At 54.9% G+C, this 17,106-nt stretch carries 20 protein-coding genes; 14 read left to right on the top strand and 6 right to left on the bottom strand.

The features are described from left to right. Window positions 1-66 precede the first annotated feature (66 nt). The 3 genes from sigX to QWV57_RS11485 all read left to right on the top strand — a co-directional run bounded on the left by sigX (window position 67) and on the right by QWV57_RS11485 (window position 2,773). Complete coding sequence (gene sigX / locus QWV57_RS11495; protein ID WP_033005303.1) at window positions 67-609, top strand: RNA polymerase sigma factor SigX; 543 nt, start codon at window positions 67-69, stop codon at window positions 607-609. Beyond that, entirely contained in the window at window positions 587-1,687 is a 1,101-nt protein-coding gene (locus QWV57_RS11490) for an RsiX family anti-sigma factor (protein WP_129447295.1), read from the top strand. Before sigX ends, QWV57_RS11490 begins: the two co-directional genes overlap by 23 nt. 273 nt (window positions 1,688-1,960) lie before the next feature. After that, window positions 1,961-2,773: a histidinol-phosphatase gene (locus tag QWV57_RS11485; RefSeq protein WP_020754670.1), complete on the top strand. Its 813-nt coding sequence runs from the start codon at window positions 1,961-1,963 to the stop codon at window positions 2,771-2,773. Between the two features lie 128 nt (window positions 2,774-2,901). On the opposite strand, the gene serA is transcribed toward QWV57_RS11485, so the two are convergent. The 3 genes from serA to QWV57_RS11470 form a co-directional block, all read right to left on the bottom strand. Next, on the bottom strand, window positions 2,902-4,476 hold the full coding sequence (gene serA / locus QWV57_RS11480) for a phosphoglycerate dehydrogenase (protein WP_060788830.1): 1,575 nt from the start codon (window positions 4,474-4,476) through the stop codon (window positions 2,902-2,904). A gap of 221 nt (window positions 4,477-4,697) precedes the next feature. Further along, entirely contained in the window at window positions 4,698-5,201 is a 504-nt protein-coding gene (locus QWV57_RS11475) for an inorganic diphosphatase (protein WP_020754674.1), read from the bottom strand. 176 nt (window positions 5,202-5,377) lie between these two features. After that, the gene (locus QWV57_RS11470; protein ID WP_008879661.1) at window positions 5,378-5,626 is read right to left on the bottom strand and encodes a ferredoxin; all 249 of its coding nucleotides are present in this window, start codon (window positions 5,624-5,626) and stop codon (window positions 5,378-5,380) included. A 233-nt stretch (window positions 5,627-5,859) separates the two neighbouring features. On the opposite strand from QWV57_RS11470, the gene QWV57_RS11465 reads away from it, so the two are divergent. The 5 genes from QWV57_RS11465 (at window position 5,860) to QWV57_RS11445 (ending at window position 10,055) form a co-directional block, all read left to right on the top strand. Beyond that, window positions 5,860-6,906, top strand: a complete 1,047-nt coding sequence (locus QWV57_RS11465; protein WP_129447296.1) for a YpbB family protein — start codon at window positions 5,860-5,862, stop codon at window positions 6,904-6,906. Next, entirely contained in the window at window positions 6,894-8,417 is a 1,524-nt protein-coding gene (locus QWV57_RS11460) for a RecQ family ATP-dependent DNA helicase (protein ID WP_060788379.1), read from the top strand. Before QWV57_RS11465 ends, QWV57_RS11460 begins: the two co-directional genes overlap by 13 nt. Continuing rightward, window positions 8,401-8,988, top strand: a complete 588-nt coding sequence (locus tag QWV57_RS11455; protein ID WP_060788378.1) for a CPBP family intramembrane glutamic endopeptidase — start codon at window positions 8,401-8,403, stop codon at window positions 8,986-8,988. The genes QWV57_RS11460 and QWV57_RS11455 overlap by 17 nt, the downstream gene beginning before the upstream one ends. Before the next feature lie 4 nt (window positions 8,989-8,992). Then, entirely contained in the window at window positions 8,993-9,499 is a 507-nt protein-coding gene (locus QWV57_RS11450; RefSeq protein WP_033004833.1) for a LysM peptidoglycan-binding domain-containing protein, read from the top strand. 109 nt (window positions 9,500-9,608) lie between these two features. Continuing rightward, the gene (locus QWV57_RS11445) at window positions 9,609-10,055 is read left to right on the top strand and encodes a YpbF family protein (protein ID WP_020754064.1); all 447 of its coding nucleotides are present in this window, start codon (window positions 9,609-9,611) and stop codon (window positions 10,053-10,055) included. A gap of 28 nt (window positions 10,056-10,083) precedes the next feature. Here QWV57_RS11445 and QWV57_RS11440 read toward each other — a convergent pair whose 3' ends face one another. The 3 genes from QWV57_RS11440 to QWV57_RS11430 are packed head-to-tail and all read right to left on the bottom strand — an operon-like array spanning window position 10,084 to window position 11,174. Beyond that, window positions 10,084-10,653, bottom strand: coding sequence for a manganese catalase family protein (locus QWV57_RS11440; protein WP_020754065.1), 570 nt, complete (start codon window positions 10,651-10,653; stop codon window positions 10,084-10,086). Between the two features lie 33 nt (window positions 10,654-10,686). Further along, entirely contained in the window at window positions 10,687-10,947 is a 261-nt protein-coding gene (locus tag QWV57_RS11435; protein WP_012820739.1) for a spore coat protein CotJB, read from the bottom strand. Then, window positions 10,944-11,174, bottom strand: coding sequence for a spore coat associated protein CotJA (locus QWV57_RS11430; RefSeq protein ID WP_012820740.1), 231 nt, complete (start codon window positions 11,172-11,174; stop codon window positions 10,944-10,946). Before QWV57_RS11430 ends, QWV57_RS11435 begins: the two co-directional genes overlap by 4 nt. 107 nt (window positions 11,175-11,281) lie before the next feature. On the opposite strand from QWV57_RS11430, the gene QWV57_RS11425 reads away from it, so the two are divergent. From QWV57_RS11425 to QWV57_RS11400, 6 genes are all read left to right on the top strand, one after another. Next, window positions 11,282-11,674, top strand: a complete 393-nt coding sequence (locus QWV57_RS11425; protein ID WP_033004836.1) for a hypothetical protein — start codon at window positions 11,282-11,284, stop codon at window positions 11,672-11,674. An 11-nt stretch (window positions 11,675-11,685) separates the two neighbouring features. Then, window positions 11,686-12,489 carry a metallophosphoesterase gene (locus QWV57_RS11420; protein ID WP_060788377.1) on the top strand — a complete coding sequence of 268 codons (804 nt, stop codon included), beginning with the start codon at window positions 11,686-11,688 and terminating at the stop codon, window positions 12,487-12,489. Window positions 12,490-12,576: 87 nt separating this feature from the next. Beyond that, window positions 12,577-13,167, top strand: coding sequence for a genetic competence negative regulator (locus tag QWV57_RS11415; protein ID WP_033004838.1), 591 nt, complete (start codon window positions 12,577-12,579; stop codon window positions 13,165-13,167). 172 nt (window positions 13,168-13,339) lie between these two features. Then, complete coding sequence (locus QWV57_RS11410; RefSeq protein WP_015375281.1) at window positions 13,340-14,611, top strand: Glu/Leu/Phe/Val family dehydrogenase; 1,272 nt, start codon at window positions 13,340-13,342, stop codon at window positions 14,609-14,611. A gap of 89 nt (window positions 14,612-14,700) precedes the next feature. Beyond that, a complete protein-coding gene (locus QWV57_RS11405; RefSeq protein ID WP_015375280.1) occupies window positions 14,701-15,693 on the top strand; it encodes a YpdA family putative bacillithiol disulfide reductase in 993 nt (330 codons plus the stop codon). Window positions 15,694-16,063: 370 nt separating this feature from the next. Next, window positions 16,064-17,035, top strand: coding sequence for an asparaginase (locus tag QWV57_RS11400; RefSeq protein ID WP_012820743.1), 972 nt, complete (start codon window positions 16,064-16,066; stop codon window positions 17,033-17,035). Window positions 17,036-17,106: the final 71 nt, after the last annotated feature.

Here is a 17,106-nt window from a genome sequence, read left to right as displayed (position 1 = left end):
CGTTATCATGAAGATAACGGAATGGTTCGGCTTTGGTCCATGGAAACGAATAGGGGGAGAGACACGATGGACCCCGTTTTTGAACAGTTGTACGAACAATATCACGATGATTTGTTTAATTTTTTGTTTTACATGGTGCGAAATCGAGAGCATGCCGAAGATTTAGTGCAAGAAGTGTATGTGAAAGTGCTGCGTTCGTACAAACGGTTTAAAGGGCAATGCAGTGAAAAGACGTGGCTGCTGTCCATTGCGCGCCATGTGGCGATCGATTTTTTTCGCAAGCAAAAACGGCGCCAGTGGGTGAAGGCATCGGAGTGGAGCGAGGAGCAGCTCGGCGCCGACGAGCCGATGCCGGAGGAAATCGCGATTCAAAACGAGGAAATTCAACTCATGTACCGCTGCTTGGCGCGCTGCACGGTCGACCAACAGCTTGTGCTCGTCCTCCGGTTCATCCAGTCGCTGTCGATTGCTGAAACGGCGGCTGCGCTCGGCTGGACGGAAAGCAAAGTGAAAACAACGCAGCATCGCGCGTTGAAGGCGCTGAAACAATATATGGAGGAAGAGGCCGAACGGGAGGAGTGGCGGCATGAAAAAATTTCCCTGGAATGAGCGATGCATCGAACATAACCTTGAGCAGCTGCCCTTGGTGAAAGACCGGCGCACAAAAGAGGCTGTTTACGAACGGCTTCAGCGCGCCCAGCGCAAGATGCGCTGGAGACGGCGCTGGCTTCCGGCGGCGTCGATGGCCCTCTTTCTTGCAGTTGTTGCCGTCGGGATGAATGCGGCCGTTCCGGAGCGCGCGGAACAGCAGCAGCGATCCTCGACCGTCAAAATGCTGCGAGCCGGGAGCGCTTCCCCCCAAGTCGAGACGATAATGGCCGCTGATGCGGCGCCGGCACAGGAAGATGCCGGCGTCATGGTGGTCGGCTTGCCTGATGAGGCAAACGGCCGTGTGGTGCCAGTGGCGGTTCCGCTCAGCGGCCGATTGGCCCCCGAAGAGCGGTTCACGGCAGCGCTGCGCGTGCTTGGGCGCTCTCCGCTGCGGGCGGCGTCCGCTTGGTTTAATGGAGTGGTCATTCAGCCGGCCGCCGGGGGGACGGGAGAATGGATGGTGCACGTCCCGGCTCATCACCGCGTGTTTTCGGCCAGCCGCAAAGAGCAGAAGCTGTTTGTCGACGCTCTCGTCGAAACAGCGCGGCAAATGGGGGAGCGGCGCCTCCGCTTTTTCACCGGAGAGAAGGAAGGGCTTGAGTTGCCGGCGCTCGGAATGGTAAAAGCGACAAAAATCAAGGAGCGGCAGCGAATGTATTATAAAAACAGCGCTTCGTTCGGCTATACAGTGCTCGTCCCGGCGCCGGTCAGCGCCCACACGTTTCCGGAGGCGCTGAAGCAGATGAAAACATCGACGATCCGCGGGCTCGAGCCGGCCATTCCGCCGGGAGTGAAAGTGGAGCTGGCTGATATGGATGCGCGGCATGCGACGGTCCGGATTCAGCTGGCCGCTCAGCCGCGTGCGGAGGACGCGGCGCGCATGGCGGAGGCTGTGCTGCTGACAGCGAAAGAGTTTGGCTTCCGTGAGGTGACGTTCGCGGCTGACGGTTTGTCGAACTTGGGCCCGTACCCGGTTGGAACGCGAATCCGCGTGCCGGCCGGGCCGAACGCTCTGTTGATGGCGGCCGGCCGGTAGCCGCCGTTTGCGTCGTTTTGTTACGATCTTCACTTTGTTGTTCTATCGGGGATGATGTTGGCATAAGACATATATGGCGCAAAGAAGGCAAGGAGGGGTGGCAGATGGATGATCTCATGACACGGCTCTTGGCGGTCGCCGGCGTCGCGGTATGCGTCGGGCTGTTGTTTCTCGTCGGCGCGAACGGATGATTGGATGACGATTCGCCAAATGGTTGTCCTTTCTTGCGGTGATGCGTTATAATGAAAAAAACAGCAGGAGGGGAGAAACACTGTGCTGACTGATTATCACAACCATTTGGAGCGGGGGACGCTGACGCTCGATTATTTGCGCCAGTTCACTGATGAGGCTGCGAAAAAAGGCATTCAGCATTTTGGCATTTCCGAGCATGCGTACCATTTTTACCAAACGAAAAACATTTTGTCCAACCCGTGGGTGGAGGCGCGCCGGTGCTACGATATGGCCGACTATGTCCGCCTGTTCCATGAAGCGTGGGATGCCGGAATCGACGTGAAAATGTCGATTGAAATGGATTACACCCCCGGCAAACATGAGGAAATGGCCGCGTTTATCCGCTCGTACGAGTTTGACTATGTCATCGGTTCGATCCATTGGGTCGACGATTTCGGCATCGACTTAGTCGAGTTCCGCCGTGAATGGGAACGGCGCGATTTGTATGATACATATCGCAAATACTTCGATCAAGTCGTAACGCTCGCCGAGTCGAACTTATTTGATATTATCGGCCATTTGGATTTGGTGAAAATTTTTAAATACGTTCCGGAAGATGAAGAGTTTTTGCTTGAGCAATACGACCGGGCGACGACAGCGCTCGCCAATTCGAAAACATGCGTTGAGATCAGCACCGCCGGGCTGCGCAAGCCGGTCGGCGAACTGTATCCCGACCCGCGGCTGTTGAAAATGTGCTACGACAAAGGCATTCCGATCGTGCTGTCATCCGATGCGCACGTGCCGGGCGATGTCGGCGCCGACTTTGACAAGGCGGTCGAACTTGCCCGCAGCGTCGGCTATACCGAACTCATGACGTTCTCGAAAGGCGAGCGGAAAGCGGTGCCGCTCGGTTAAGCGGAATGGACGGCGGAAACAGGCCGCCATGCACAGAAGGCAGCCACAGCGCCTGTTGCAAGGCGCTGCGCCGCCAACGATGAAAAAAGCAGGCTTCCCGTTTGGGAACCCTGCTTGTTTTGTTTTCGTTACGCTTCGAGCCGTTTGACGGTTTCAATATCGTCAATTTGCGCCAGCGCTTGTAATACCGCGTCATCGACCGGTTTGTCGAGCGATAGGATCATCATGGCTTTTCCGCCCGCTTCTTGGCGGCCGACTTGCATCGTGGCGATGTTGACGTTATGCGCCCCGAGCACGTTCCCGACTTTCCCGATCATCCCCGGGCGGTCGTGGTGCTGAATGTAAAGGAGATGGCCTTCCGGCGCGAAATCGATCGTGACGCCGTCAAAATGGACGATGCGGTCGCCGTAGTTCGGCACGTGCGTTCCTTTGATCGTAAACGTTTTGTTCTCGCCATGGACAGTGAGCGAAATGCAGTTTGCATAGCCGTGCGTCTCATCAGAGAATTTTTCGCCGTACGTGATGCCGCGCTCTTTGGCGACCATGGCGGCGTTTACCTCATTGACGGTGGAAGCGACGCGCGGCCGCAGGAAGCCGGCAAGCAAGCTGCGAGTGATGTACGTCGTTTCCAAATCGGCGACCGTGCCGGCGTAGGTGACCGACAACTCTTGAACCGGGATGTTCATAAACTGCGAAGCAATTAAACCGAGCTTTCGGCCTAAATGATAGAATGCTTGAATTTTCTCATAGACGTCTTTCGACAGCGCCGGCAGGTTGATCGATGATGTGACCGGTTGCCCTTCAAAAAAGTGGAGCAGCTCTTCAGCGACTTGGGTGGCGACGTTCAGTTGCGCTTCGACGGTCGACGCCCCTAAATGCGGCGTAACGATGACATTATCAAACGCCAGCAGCGGGTGGTCGCCCGGCGGCTCCTGTTCAAAGACGTCGAGGGCGACGCCGGCGACATGGCCGCTTTCCAAAAACGGAATGAGCGCCTGCTCATCGATAATGCCGCCGCGAGCACAGTTGATTAAGTATACCCCTTTTTTCGTCTTCGCCAAATTTTCCGTGCCAAGCAAGCCTCTTGTTTCTTTCGTCAGCGGTGTATGAACGGTGATGATGTCGGCGGCTGCCAGCACCTCATCAAGTGAATGGATGGAGACGCCGAGCTTCTCCGCCCGCTCTTTCGTCAAAAACGGATCGTAGACGTGCACGGTCATGCCGAACGCCCGCGCCCGCTTTGCTACTTCTGATCCGATGCGGCCGAAGCCGATGATGCCCAATTTCTTGCCGAACAGCTCGTTGCCGACAAACGCCGAGCGGTTCCATTCCCGCGATTTGACCGAAATGTGCGCTTGCGGGATGCGGCGGACGAGCGCAGCCATCATGGCAAACGTATGCTCTGCGGCGGAAATCGTATTGCCGTTCGGCGCGTTAATGACGACGATGCCGCGTTTCGTCGCGGCGTCGACGTCAATGTTGTCGACGCCGACCCCGGCGCGGCCGACAATTTTCAGCTTCGGCATTTTCGCCAACAGTTCTTCCGTCACTTTCGTTGCGCTGCGCACAAGCAAGGCGTCAAACGTGTGCAATTCGTCCTCCGCTTCGCTCACGTTTTTTTGAACGATGTCGATGTGCGCCGATGTGCGGAGCGGCGCCAAGCCTTCTTCGCTAATGGCGTCGGAAACGAGTACGCGAACCACAGCAGGTGCCCCTTTCTGTTTCGAAGATGTTAAATTTCTGATAATTTAACATAGCAAAGCGCTTTCTGTCAATGGAAAGCGAAGAAGTCATACCAATGACAACGCTTTCTGTTTTGGGGAATGTTCGTGTTTCCAAAAGAAAACCGCCCATATCCAAAGATATAGGCGGGATTGTTCGGAAATAGCTGAGGTTCGCGTTGGATGTACAACGCTTCAGGCGATTATTTTTTGTTTTGTTCGTTGTAGCGGGCGATGCACTCATCGATCAATTTCGCCGCAGCTTCCGGCCCTTCCCATGTGCCGATTTCCGTCCGCTTGCCTTGCAAGTCTTTGTACCGTTCAAAGAAGTGGGCGATTTCTTTCAGCTTGTGCTGCGGCAGGTCTTCAATCGAGCGGACTTCATCAAAGCGCGGGTCTTCGACTGGCACGCCGATGAGCTTGGCGTCCTCCTCGCCGCTGTCGACCATGTTCAAAAAGCCGATGACGCGTGTATCGATGACGCAGCCCGGGAATGTCGGATTCGTTGTGATGACCAAAATGTCGAGCGGGTCGCCATCGAGCGCCAACGTATTTTGCAAGTAGCCGTACTCAGCCGGGTAAAACATCGGGGAGTACAAGACGCGGTCGAGTTTGAAAACGCCCCGCTCTTTGTCGAACTCGTATTTGTTTTGGCTGCCGGTTGGAATTTCGATAAACGCTTCGACAATTTTATTTTCGAATGCCACAACCCGTTCCTCCTTTTTTGGTTGTTATGTACGCATGAAAACTCGCCCGCCGGCGCGCAGGGCGGGCAAGACAATCTTATTGTAGCATGTTCCCTTGCGGCGCGCCACTTGTCAAATGGCATTTTTTCACGCTTTCGTCAAAAAACCCTCTTGCCGATTCGGCAAGAGGGGAGATTTCAGTCGAATTTATTTGGATCGCCGTCAAACGGCTCGTCAGCGACTTTGATCGACTCGGTCGGGCAGCCTTCAAACGCATCCATCATATCGTCGATTAAAATGTCCGGCACTTCGACAATCCCTTGGTTGTCGTCAAGCGTGACGTAGGCAATGCCGTCCTCGTCATAATCGTAAATGTCCGGAGCTGCCGCGCCGCATGCTCCGCAGGCAATACATGTTTCTTTATCGACAATCGTATACTTTGGCATAAAAATCGAACCTCCCCAATTTTTTGGAAACGGACGGGTCATCTCCGTGTTGCCTGCTCGGAAATGAACTTTTCACTTTTATAATAAGACCGTTCGCCCCGCTTTTCAACTAAAAAATTGTTCTCCTGTATTTTTACACATATGCCCCTTGTTTATTTTTGTTCCAAAATCGTTTTTTCATTGCAAACGGCTTGTGCGATTTTTGTTACAATAGAGGCGGGGAGGAATCAAAGATGCGGCACGGTTACGCCTCGTTTTTGCTTGCCCACTGCTTGCGCCGCCTAAACGGTGAACGGACGCTGGCAGCGGTGTACCATTTGTTGTCTGGAAAAAAATCAGCCCAGACGCTGCAAGACTGCAAATGGTTTCAACTTGCGCCGTTTTTCGGCACATGGAAAGACGTGACGATGGACCGATTGGAGGAGGCGGCTCTCGTGCTCGTTCGGAAGCAGCGGGCCGCGCCCGTCCATGACCGGACATATATATTGACGGAAAAAGGGCGGCATTGGCTCGATGAACAGGCGGCATGGTTCCCCCGCTATGTGAACGGCTGGCGCTACCATGAGATCGAGCCGCTTTTTTGGCAGCGGCTGTCGCTCATTGGGCAGACGCTGTCCAACCTCTCCCATGGACAGCGTTTTATCCCCATTTGCCGCGACGAGCGGACGCTGTTATGGGTGAAGCAGTATTTGCTGGGCAAGGGATCGCGCCAAACGTTGGCGCGGGCGCTTTATGACGAGCTCACCCGGCTGCTTGCGGCTGTTTCTGAAGAAGCGGCGACGGTGTTTGTGCTCCGGTTGACAAGCGCCCGCCGCATCGGCTGGACGGCGGAGCAAATTGCCGCTTGGCTGCAAAAAGATGTGCTGTATGTGCAGTTTCAGTTTCGCAACGCGCTTCATTATATGATGGCTGAAGCCGAAGCCGGGCGCGCCCCGGTGATGGCCGAGCTGATGGCCGGGCTGGCGCCGGTGCAGCTGACGCAATCGGCGCAAAAAACGTACGAATGGCTGCAAAAAGGAAAGACGATCGACGAAATCGCCGCCCTTCGGCGCTTGAAAAAAAGTACAATCGAGGATCATGTCGTCGAGTTGGCCGCCAATGTGCCCGATTTTTCGATCGCCCCGTTTGTCGCCGCCGAAAGGGCGGCGGCGATCCAGGCCGCGGCGCGGGCGCTCGGGACGCGCAAGCTGAAGCGTATTCGCGAGGCGCTTGGCGGAATAGCGAGTTATTTTGAAATTCGGCTCGTGTTGGCAAAGGAAGTGGGACGTTGGATGAATTAACGAAAACATTGCATGAGCGGTTCGGGCACGCGTCGTTTCGGCCCGGACAGCGCGATGTGATCGAAGACGTGCTCAGCGGGCGCGATGTGCTGGCGATGCTGCCGACTGGAAGCGGCAAATCGCTTTGCTATCAGCTGCCGGCGTATTTCCTCCCGGGGAGCGTGCTCATTGTCTCGCCGCTCGTCTCCTTAATGGAAGATCAAGTCGAGCAGCTGCGCCGGCGCGGTGAAAAGCGCGTTGTCGCGTTCCATAGTTTGCTTGATGCGGAAGAAAAATGGCACGCCCTCACCTCGCTTCCAGATTTTCGCTTTATTTATGCCTCACCGGAAATGCTGCAATCTGAAACGTTTTTGGCGGCGCTCCGGCGCGTGCGTGTTTCGTTGTTTGTCGTCGATGAGGCGCATTGCATTTCACAGTGGGGTTATGATTTTCGCCCGGACTTTTTGAAGCTCGGAGCGGTCCGCCATGCGCTCGGTTCGCCGCCGTGTCTGGCGCTGACGGCGACGGCTACGCCGGAAGTGCAGGAGGACATCATCCGCACGCTCGGGATGGAGCGGGCGCGTCGCCATATTTATTCCGTCGACCGCCCGAACATCGCCTTGGCGGTGGAACGTTGCTTATCGGTTGAGGACAAAGCTGCGCGCTTGGCCGAATGCGCGAAACGGCTCCGAGGACCGGGGATCGTGTACTTTTCAAGCCGGCAGTGGGCTGAAGAAATGGCGCGCCGGCTGGCGCAAAACGGGGCGGGGCGGGTCGCCTATTACCACGCCGGCATGGATGGGGAACAACGGCTGCTTGTGCAGCAACAGTTTTTATATGACGAGCTCGACATTGTTTGTTGCACAAGCGCGTTCGGCATGGGGGTGGACAAAGGAAACGTCCGTTTTGTGCTTCACTTTCATATGCCGGCCCAGCTTGAGGCGTATGTGCAGGAAATCGGGCGCGCCGGGCGTGACGGGGCGCCAAGCCTTGCTGTATTGTTTTACGCGGACGGCGACCGGGCGATCGCCCAGGCGGTCGCCGAAGCGGAGCTTCCCGACTCGGCTGCGCTCCGCGAGTGGTGCCGGCGGCTGCCGGAAGACGCCGTCCGTGGCGGATGGCGCGCTGCGGTTGATGCCGGCGGATTTACGGACATACAAAAACGGCTGTTGGCGTACTTTTTAGAATGGGGACAAACAGCGGCGCCCGAACAGCTGACGGCCGCGGCGAAGGAGCGGCTGTATGAACGGATGGCCGCTGCCATCGAGGCGCGGCGGCGTTGGAAGCGGAAAAAATTGCGCGAAATGGAGGAATGGGTGCACGCCTTTTCATGCCGGCGCGCGGCGATTGTCCGCGCGTTCGGGGAGGAGCTATCGGACAAACCGGATGCTTGCTGCGACAACTGCGGCCTGGAGACGGACCGTTTCATGACGGACGGCCGCCGTCCCGAGGCGGCGCCCGTCCGGCCTTGGCGCGAGGAGCTATGGCATATGTTTTTCGGCGGGAGGCGGCACGATGAGGCGGCAAAGTGAACAAATCAAACAGATGACAGACCGCGAAGTGCTCATCCATCTTTATATTACGCAAGGGTTGCTGCTGCTTTTGGCCGGCGGCAGCTCGCTGTTTTTATTTGCTCGGGAGGAGTGGCGTCGGCTTTGGCAGTTTGAGTTGCGCGATGTGCTCGTGTACGGAGCCGGCGGGGCGGCGTTCGTGCTCGCTGCCGAGTTTTTGGCGATGCGCTATTTGCCGGACGACTGGCATGATGACGGCGGCGTCAATGAAAAAATATTCCGCGGCCGCTCGATTCCGCATCTCTTTTTTTTATGCGCATTCATCGCGGTGACAGAAGAATGGCTGTTTCGCGGCATTGTGCAGACGCATTGGGGGCTCTGGGCGGCAAGCGCCATTTTTGCCGTGCTGCACGTCCGTTATTTGGAAAAATGGTTTTTGTTTATGGTCGTCGTGCTGCTCAGTCTCTTTCTCGGCGTCCTTTACGAACAGACTGACAGCTTATGGGCCGCCATCACCGCTCACTTTTTGATCGATTTTGTGCTTGCTTTACATGTGCGGCTCAAACGGGGGGCAGAGGAAGAAAGGGAGTGAAGCGATGGAAGAAGCATCGGGGCGCCTGGCGCGGAAAAAACGTCCACCGTCAAGCACGGGGGCGCCGCCATCGCGCCTAAAACGGCGGCGGCAAAAAGAGGAGCAAAAACGAAAATACATTCCCGCCCGTTTGCTCGCGTTTTTGTTTTTCACGCTGCCGGCTGCGGTGACGGCTGTTTACTATGCCCAGTCAAAGCCTGGAACGGTCACAGTCGTCCGCCATGAGGAAAGCGGCAGCCGGGAGACGGTGCGCATTATTCAAGAAGATGGCGCGAAGGCGGAACGAACATCAGAGCCGAAGCGCGCCGCGGGTGACGAGGCAAAAAGCGAATCCGACGCGCAGACCATCACCCATGTGGTGGCGGCGAACGAAACGCTTTATAGCATTGCGATGAAATATTACGGCACGCCTACCGCCATGGAGATCATCAAAAAAGAAAACGGCTTGTCAACGAGCCGGCTCGAGCCGGGGCAAACGCTGCGCATTCCACTCCCCGCTCAGACGGAATAAGCGGTTGCGCCCGCCGGCCGAAAAAATGGCCGCGCGCGTTCCCCTTTGTTCTAATCTGTCTGTTGCCCGCATATGATGGACAATAGAATACGGACAAGGGGAGAGCGCCATGACCCGGTTTCCGGATGAATTTTCCCTCGATGAAGTGACAAAAGAAATGTTGCTTGCCGTCATTGAAAAAAAGAAAAAATGGGAGCGGCTTGAAAAGCGGTCGACGCTTTTGCAGGCGGCCGCGTTGGCCGGCTTGGCCGCGTTCCTTCTTTATATCATTGCCAACGCTGCAGCGATCACGGCGTGGAGCGAACGATTCGCCTGGTTTTTTGCCGCCCCGGCCCACATTTTCATCTTGCTCCTGTTATGCACGGTGTATTGGCTGGCTGTTTATTATAAAGGAAAAAGTGAAAAGGCGGAAGACGACTTTCATGCCCTCCGCTGCGAAATTATCCAGAAAAGCATCGATTTATGGAAAAATGAAGAACAATGGAATGGGCGCCACCGGCTGTTTGAATGGCTGAAGCGGGAGTACGACATCAACCTATATTATGAAAACAGCTGAATGGAGGGTCCATCCAGCTGTGTTTTGTTTAGAATATTTTTTTCTGGCTGCGCTCTTCTTTCAAAATTTCCACTGCTTCGCGGAATCGTTGCGCATGGATGATTTCCCGCTCGCGCAAAAAGCGGAGCCCATCGTTTAAATCCGGATCGTCGCTCATGTTGATGATCCATTGGTAGGTGGCGCGCGCTTTCTCTTCAGCGGCGATGTCTTCGTACAAGTCGGTGATAGGGTCGCCTTTTGCTTGAATATACGTCGCCGTAAACGGGTTGCCGGCGGCGTTATGGTAAAAGAGGGCGCGCTCATGATCGACGTAATGAGGCTCAAGGCCGGCTTCTTTCAGCTGCTCCGGTGTCGCGTCTTTCGTCAGTTTGTACACCATTGTCGCGATCATTTCCAAATGAGCGAGTTCTTCGGTGCCGATGTCGTTAAGCAGCCCGATCACTTTCGGGGGCAGCGTATAACGTTGGTTTAAGTAACGGAGCGCAGCAGCGAGCTCCCCGTCCGCTCCGCCGTACTGTTCGATCAAATATTTTGCCAGCCTCGGGTTGCACGTGCTGACGCGGACCGGGTACTGCAATTTTTTTTCATAAATCCACATGATCCGTTCCTCCTTGCGCTCGTGATGGATCAGCTACACTTGCCAAGGCCACGGCGTGTCGTCCCAATTCCACGGGTAGTTCGAATAGCTATGGCCGAACTGCTCAAGCGGGCCGTAGGCGGCTTCAAACTGTTTTTTCAGCTGCTTCCGCTTTTGCGCGAGTTGGTTAAATTGTTGAATCGCCTGGTAATCGGTTGGATGGGTGTCTAAATAAAGCGTGAGCTCAACGAGGGCAAAGTCGACAGCCTGCAGCTCCTCGAGCTGCTCATAATACTCCTTTGGCATTTGTTTCATGAGCCATCACCTTTTGTCTTCGTTTCGTAAGGGCTGTAATACGGGTCGTAAAACACTTGCCAAAGCGTTCCTTTCATTAATGCTTCGCGAAGCGGAAATTGCGGCAAGTTTGGCGGCTGGAATCCGACGTACAAGTTCGGCGCGGTGACGTACGTTTTGACACGGATCGGCGGGCACGGGTCAAACGGGCTGATGTACGGCTCATATTGTTTGCGGGTCGTAAACATAAAACCCCCCCTTTTTTGGCAAAGTTCAGTCTATATGTATGATGGAGCCATGTCGTTCATGCCTGTTTGCCATGACGAATAATGAGGATCGGGTTAAGGAGGAAACCATGGGCCGTCTATCGATGACCGCCATGGCCGCTATTTTGTGCACGTATTTGTTTTTTCGCTGGCTGCCGCCGCTTGAGCCGTTCTCGCTGGAGCGATTTTTGACCGATTTGCTGTTTGCCCCACTGCGGACATGGCTTGCGCTCGTTTGCTTTTGGTTCGGGGCGGCTGCCAACGGGGCGCTCATCCGCGCGGTAGTCGGCGGGACGGTGCGCCTGTTGTCCGGCCGGCGGCTCCGCTTAGGCCAATGGTTGTTCAGCTTGGCGGCGCTCGGCCATTTTTATTGGGCGTTTCGGTTTCATTGGCGGTTGGCGGCGCTTTTTTTCGTTTTTTCCTTTTTTTATGGTATGATGACGATGAGAGACCGCCGGTTGACGAAAGATGACCGGCTTTAGCAGGAGGAAGTATGGTCATCGGGGGAATGATCACGAGTTTTCTTGTTTTGCTTGGTTATATGTGGAAAGAAGCGCACAGCAACCGGGTTCGTCATGTGACGCTGTCATTTCCTCATTTTCCCGACCATTGCCCGCCGCTTACAATTTTTTTTATTTCTGATATTCATCGGCGGGTCGTTTCGTTTCGCATGCTTGAGGAAGTGAGGAGAAAGGCTCACCTCGTCGTGATTGGCGGGGACTTAGTTGAAAAAGGGGTGCCGGAAGCGCGCGTCCGCGAAAATGTGCGCCGGTTGCAAGCGGTCGCTCCCGTTTATTTTGTCTGGGGAAACAATGATGACGAGGTCGACTACGATCTTCAATCATTGCTCGAGGAAGAGCGCGTCCATATGCTCAAAAACAAAGCGAAAGTATGGGAGCACGGCGGTGTGCCGGTCGCGCTCATCGGCGTCGGCGACGTAAGCCGGAAGGAGGCGGATATCGATCGGGCGCTTGAACACGTTCCGCCTCAATCATTTCGTATATTAGCCTGCCATAACCCAGCGATCGTCGCTCGCCTAAGAGAGGAGCAGCACATTTCACTCGTGCTGAGCGGCCATACGCATGGAGGACAAATTCGCTTCTTTTCCATTGGGTTTTATGAAAAAGGAGGGCTCAAATGGCAGGGCAGCACGGCGGTGTTGACGAGTAACGGCTACGGGACGACCGGGGTGCCGCTTCGCCTCGGAGCGCCGGCAGAGACTCATCTCATCACGATTGTGCCCGGAAAACCGACACTCGAGAAAAAATGCTTGTCTAAAACGGGGAAAACGATGTAAACTCATTAATAACAACAAACGAACCAATTGCCGATTGCGTCATACAATAACGGTAAGAGATGGCTCTGTAGGTAAGGAGGGGTGCCGATGCGTCTTGAGCGCTTGACCCACAACAAAATTAAAATTTTCTTGACGTTTGACGATTTGCTGGACCGCGGGTTGACGAAAGACGATTTGTGGAAGGACACGTTTAAAGTCCATCAGCTGTTCCGCGACATGATCGAGGAAGCGAGCGAAGAGCTCGGCTTTGAAGTGAACGGATCGATCGCGGTCGAAGTCTACTCTTTACCGGCACAGGGCATGGTCGTTATCGTCACGAATGAAGGCGACTACGACGACATCGAAGAAGAATTCGCCGACGACTATATCGAAATGCAAGTAACGCTCGATGAGAGCGATGACATATTTTACGAATTCCAAACGTTCGAAGATGTCATCCAGCTCGCTCATCGCCTGCATGCGGTCGGCTGCCTCGACGGCACGCTTTATTCGTACCAAGGCCGCTTTTACTTGCACGTCGCCGAGGAACCGCCGATTCCGCTCGACAACTTTGTCGCCTTGCTGGCCGAGTTTGGCAACCCGGCCACGATAACGATACACCGTGTGCAAGAATATGGGAAACAGTTGATCGAACGGCGCGCCATTGCGCAGCTCGTTCACTATTTCCGGGCCAACTAGGGCGCAGCCAAGACTCCTTTATATGGACAAGGAGTCTATTTTTTCGCGCGAAAGGCTTCCATAAAGCGGTTCGCGCGTTTCATCATTTTTCCTTTGCAGATGCCGACAGAAGGTGTATACTATGACATGGAAGGCGACAAACTATTACAGCGAGCTTATAGGAGGTTTACGTATGGCAGCCGATAAGCATACGGAAGAGAAGGGGCAACAATACGACGTGCTGGCGTCGACACAAATTGTTATACATAGAGCGTTGGAAAAGCTCGGCTATCCGGAAGAGGTGTATGAGCTCTTGAAAGAGCCGATCCGCGTGCTGACCGTTCGCATTCCGGTGCGCATGGACGACGGATCGGTGAAAATTTTTACCGGCTACCGGGCGCAGCATAACGATGCGGTCGGTCCGACGAAAGGCGGCGTGCGTTTCCATCCTGATGTGACGGAACGAGAAGTGAAAGCGCTGTCGATTTGGATGAGCTTAAAGTGCGGCATCGTTGACTTGCCATACGGCGGCGGCAAAGGCGGCATCGTCTGCGACCCGCGCACGATGTCGTTCCGCGAGCTTGAGCGGCTAAGCCGCGGTTATGTGCGAGCCATCAGCCAAATCGTCGGACCGACAAAAGACATTCCGGCGCCGGATGTGTTTACGAACTCGCAAATTATGGCGTGGATGATGGATGAGTACAGCCGAATTCGCGAGTTTGATTCGCCAGGGTTTATCACCGGGAAGCCGCTTGTCCTCGGCGGTTCGCACGGCCGGGAAACGGCGACGGCCAAAGGAGTGACCATTTGCATCCGCGAGGCGGCGAAAAAACGCGGCTTGTCGCTCAAGGGGGCGCGCGTCGTCGTTCAAGGGTTCGGCAACGCCGGCAGCTATTTGGCCAAATTTATGCACGACGCCGGGGCGAAAGTCGTCGGCATTTCCGATGTGTACGGCGCGCTGTACGACCCGAACGGGCTCGACATCGACTATTTGCTTGAACGGCGCGACAGCTTTGGCACGGTGACGAAGCTGTTTAAAAATACGATTTCGAATCAAGAGCTGCTTGAGCTTGATTGCGATATTTTGGTGCCGGCGGCCATCGAAAACCAAATTACGGCCGAAAACGCTCCGCGCATTAAGGCGAGCATCGTCGTCGAGGCGGCGAACGGGCCGACGACGCTTGAGGCGACGGAAATTTTGACGCAGCGCGGCATTTTGCTCGTTCCGGACGTGCTTGCAAGCGCTGGGGGCGTGACGGTGTCGTACTTCGAATGGGTGCAAAACAACCAAGGTTACTATTGGACGGAAGAAGAAGTGGAACAGCGGCTTGAAAAAGTGATGGTCAAAGCGTTCAACAACGTGTATGAAATGGCGCAGACGCGCCGCGTCGACATGCGCCTTGCCGCCTACATGGTCGGCGTCCGCAAAATGGCGGAAGCGTGCCGGTTCCGCGGCTGGGTGTGAGGCGAGCAAGCAGTGATATTTGCAAGCTTTGGTGAAATCCCCTATCATAAGATAGGGGATTTTTTGCTTCATGCGAGGTGGCAAAAACGATGAAAGAGGAGAAAATCATTATTGTCGGCGGCGGTCCGTGCGGGCTGGCGGCGGCGATTGCTTTGCAAGACGCCGGATTTTCGCCGCTGGTGATCGAGAAAGGAAACATCGTCCATTCGATTTATCGGTTTCCGACGCATCAGACGTTTTTCAGCACGAGCGACCGGCTCGAGATCGGCGGGGTGCCGTTTATTACGGAAAACCGGAAGCCGACGAGAAACCAGGCGCTTGCGTATTATCGTGAAGTCGTTGTCCGCAAACAGCTTCGCATCAATACGTTCGAAGAAGTGAAAGCTATTAAGCGCCAGGAAGACGGGACGTTTCTCGTTGAAACCTCAAAAGCGCTATATCGGGCCCGATACGTGGTCGTGGCCACCGGCTATTACGACCATCCGAACTATATGAACGTGCCGGGGGAAGAGCTGCCGAAAGTGATGCATTACTTTAAAGAAGCGCATCCGTACTTCAACACCGACTGCGTTGTCATCGGCGGCAAAAACTCGAGCGTCGACGCGGCGATGGAGCTCGTCAAAGCTGGGGCGCGCGTGACGGTCCTCTACCGGGGCGGGGAATATTCCAAAAGCATTAAGCCGTGGATTTTGCCGGAATTTGATGCCCTTGTGAAAAAAGGCGTCATTCGCATGGAGTTTCATGCCCATGTGAAAGAGATCACGGAAGATGCGGTCATTTACGAAGTGAACGGGGAGACGAAAACGATCAAAAATGATTTCGTGTTCGCCATGACCGGCTACCATCCGGACCATCGCTTCTTGATGAACATCGGGGTGCAGATCGACCCGGAAAGCGGCCGGCCGCATTATGATCCGGAGACGATGGAAACAAACGTGCCGGGGGTGTTTATCGCCGGGGTGATCGCCGCTGGCAACGATGCGAATGAAATTTTTATCGAAAACGGCCGCTTCCATGGAGACGCTATTGCCGCCTGCATCGCCAAGCGCGAACGGGAGGGGTCAGCCAAGCAGCTGCAGTAGCGCTTCTTGGCCAATACATCGACTGGGCATATGACGGCATGCCCTCCTCGAACAATGAACGCTTTGCGGGCAAATGACATTTGCCCGCCGGCGTTCTTGTTCGAGGGAAGAGACAGAAAAGCTTGTGTTCAGCCATATCATTCTTTGGCTCTTCACCAAAAGTTGTACTTGATTTTTTCTGAACATACCCTATTTACGCTTGTGAGGGAAAATCAACAAATCCGTGATTTTGGCACATCTTTGTGCAGGAAACCGCATTGCTTGTCAAGTACATGTTGTGGTGAAGAGCCCATTCTTTGTTTTTTAGTAAAATAATGGATCATCAACACTCGTGTCATGATGCGAAAGCGAGAAAGCGAGGGTGGCTTGCGTGACGAAACGGAAAGTGGTGCTCCTGACAACCGGCGGCACGATTGCGAGCAAGCGAAACGAACGTTCCGGCCGCCTGCGGGCTGGGGCGCTAAGCGGTGAAGAACTCGCGGCGATGTGCCATTTGCCGAAAGAAATTGAAATCATCGTGGAAAGCGTATTTCAATTGCCAAGCATGCATTTGACGTTTTCGCATTGGCTTGAGCTGAAAAAACGGATTGAGGCGCATTTCACCGATCCATCCGTTGATGGCATCGTCGTCACTCACGGAACCGATGCGCTCGAAGAAACGGCCTATTTCCTTGATTTGACGATCGATGACCCGCGGACGATCGTCGTCACCGGTTCGCAGCGGGCGCCGTCTGATTTGGGCAGCGATGTGTACATCAACATCCGCCATGCCATTTACGCCGCGTGCGCCGAGCCGTTGCGTGGGGCGGGGACGGTCGTTGTGTTCAATGAACGCATTTTTGCCGCGAAATACGTGAAAAAAGAACACGCCTCGAACATTCAAGGATTCAACGCTTTCGGCTTCGGCTATTTAGGCATCATTGACAACGATGAGGTGTACGTGTACCAAAAGCCGATCCGACGCGAATATTACAAGCTTGTGCGCCCGCTTCCGCCGGTGGACATTGTGAAATGCTACTTGGAGGCGGACGGCAAGTTCATTAAAGCGGCTCGAGAAAGCGGCGTCGCTGGCATTGTGCTCGAAGGGGTCGGCCGCGGGCAAGTGGCGCCAAAAATGGTCGATGAAATCGTCAAAGCCATCGAAGCGGGGATCAAAGTCGTGGTGACGACGAGCGCCGAGGAAGGGGCGGTGTATACAACGTACGATTACCCCGGCAGCGCCTACGATTTGCATAAGAAAGGGGTTATTCTTGGCAGCGACTATGACGCGAAAAAAGCGCGCATCAAGCTCGCTGTCGCTCTTGCTGCCGACGCCGCCGTTGATGGCTTGTTCGCTTATTAGGCAACAAGCGGCCCAGCAATTCCTCTTTTTTTCTCCCCTGTTTCGTGGTACGATGAAGGTAAAAATGCCAA

Source organism: Geobacillus zalihae, assembly GCF_030414215.1.
GTDB classification, from domain to species: Bacteria; Bacillota; Bacilli; order Bacillales; family Anoxybacillaceae; genus Geobacillus; species Geobacillus zalihae.
Note: the sequence above shows the minus strand (reverse complement) of the source record. Positions and strands in the feature narration are given on the sequence as shown.

Bases quoted from the DNA above. Each gene is read 5' to 3' on its own strand.
- sigX (WP_033005303.1), top strand. From the start codon at position 67: ATGGACCCCGTTTTTGAACAGTTGTACGAACAATATCACGATGATTTG.
- QWV57_RS11490 (WP_129447295.1), top strand. From the start codon at position 587: ATGAAAAAATTTCCCTGGAATGAGCGATGCATCGAACATAACCTTGAG.
- QWV57_RS11470 (WP_008879661.1), bottom strand. From the start codon at position 5,626: ATGCCAAAGTATACGATTGTCGATAAAGAAACATGTATTGCCTGCGGA.
- QWV57_RS11465 (WP_129447296.1), top strand. From the start codon at position 5,860: ATGCGGCACGGTTACGCCTCGTTTTTGCTTGCCCACTGCTTGCGCCGC.
- QWV57_RS11455 (WP_060788378.1), top strand. From the start codon at position 8,401: ATGAGGCGGCAAAGTGAACAAATCAAACAGATGACAGACCGCGAAGTG.
- QWV57_RS11450 (WP_033004833.1), top strand. From the start codon at position 8,993: ATGGAAGAAGCATCGGGGCGCCTGGCGCGGAAAAAACGTCCACCGTCA.
- QWV57_RS11445 (WP_020754064.1), top strand. From the start codon at position 9,609: ATGACCCGGTTTCCGGATGAATTTTCCCTCGATGAAGTGACAAAAGAA.
- QWV57_RS11440 (WP_020754065.1), bottom strand. From the start codon at position 10,653: ATGTGGATTTATGAAAAAAAATTGCAGTACCCGGTCCGCGTCAGCACG.
- QWV57_RS11435 (WP_012820739.1), bottom strand. From the start codon at position 10,947: ATGAAACAAATGCCAAAGGAGTATTATGAGCAGCTCGAGGAGCTGCAG.
- QWV57_RS11430 (WP_012820740.1), bottom strand. From the start codon at position 11,174: ATGTTTACGACCCGCAAACAATATGAGCCGTACATCAGCCCGTTTGAC.
- QWV57_RS11425 (WP_033004836.1), top strand. From the start codon at position 11,282: ATGGGCCGTCTATCGATGACCGCCATGGCCGCTATTTTGTGCACGTAT.
- QWV57_RS11420 (WP_060788377.1), top strand. From the start codon at position 11,686: ATGGTCATCGGGGGAATGATCACGAGTTTTCTTGTTTTGCTTGGTTAT.
- QWV57_RS11415 (WP_033004838.1), top strand. From the start codon at position 12,577: ATGCGTCTTGAGCGCTTGACCCACAACAAAATTAAAATTTTCTTGACG.
- QWV57_RS11410 (WP_015375281.1), top strand. From the start codon at position 13,340: ATGGCAGCCGATAAGCATACGGAAGAGAAGGGGCAACAATACGACGTG.
- QWV57_RS11405 (WP_015375280.1), top strand. From the start codon at position 14,701: ATGAAAGAGGAGAAAATCATTATTGTCGGCGGCGGTCCGTGCGGGCTG.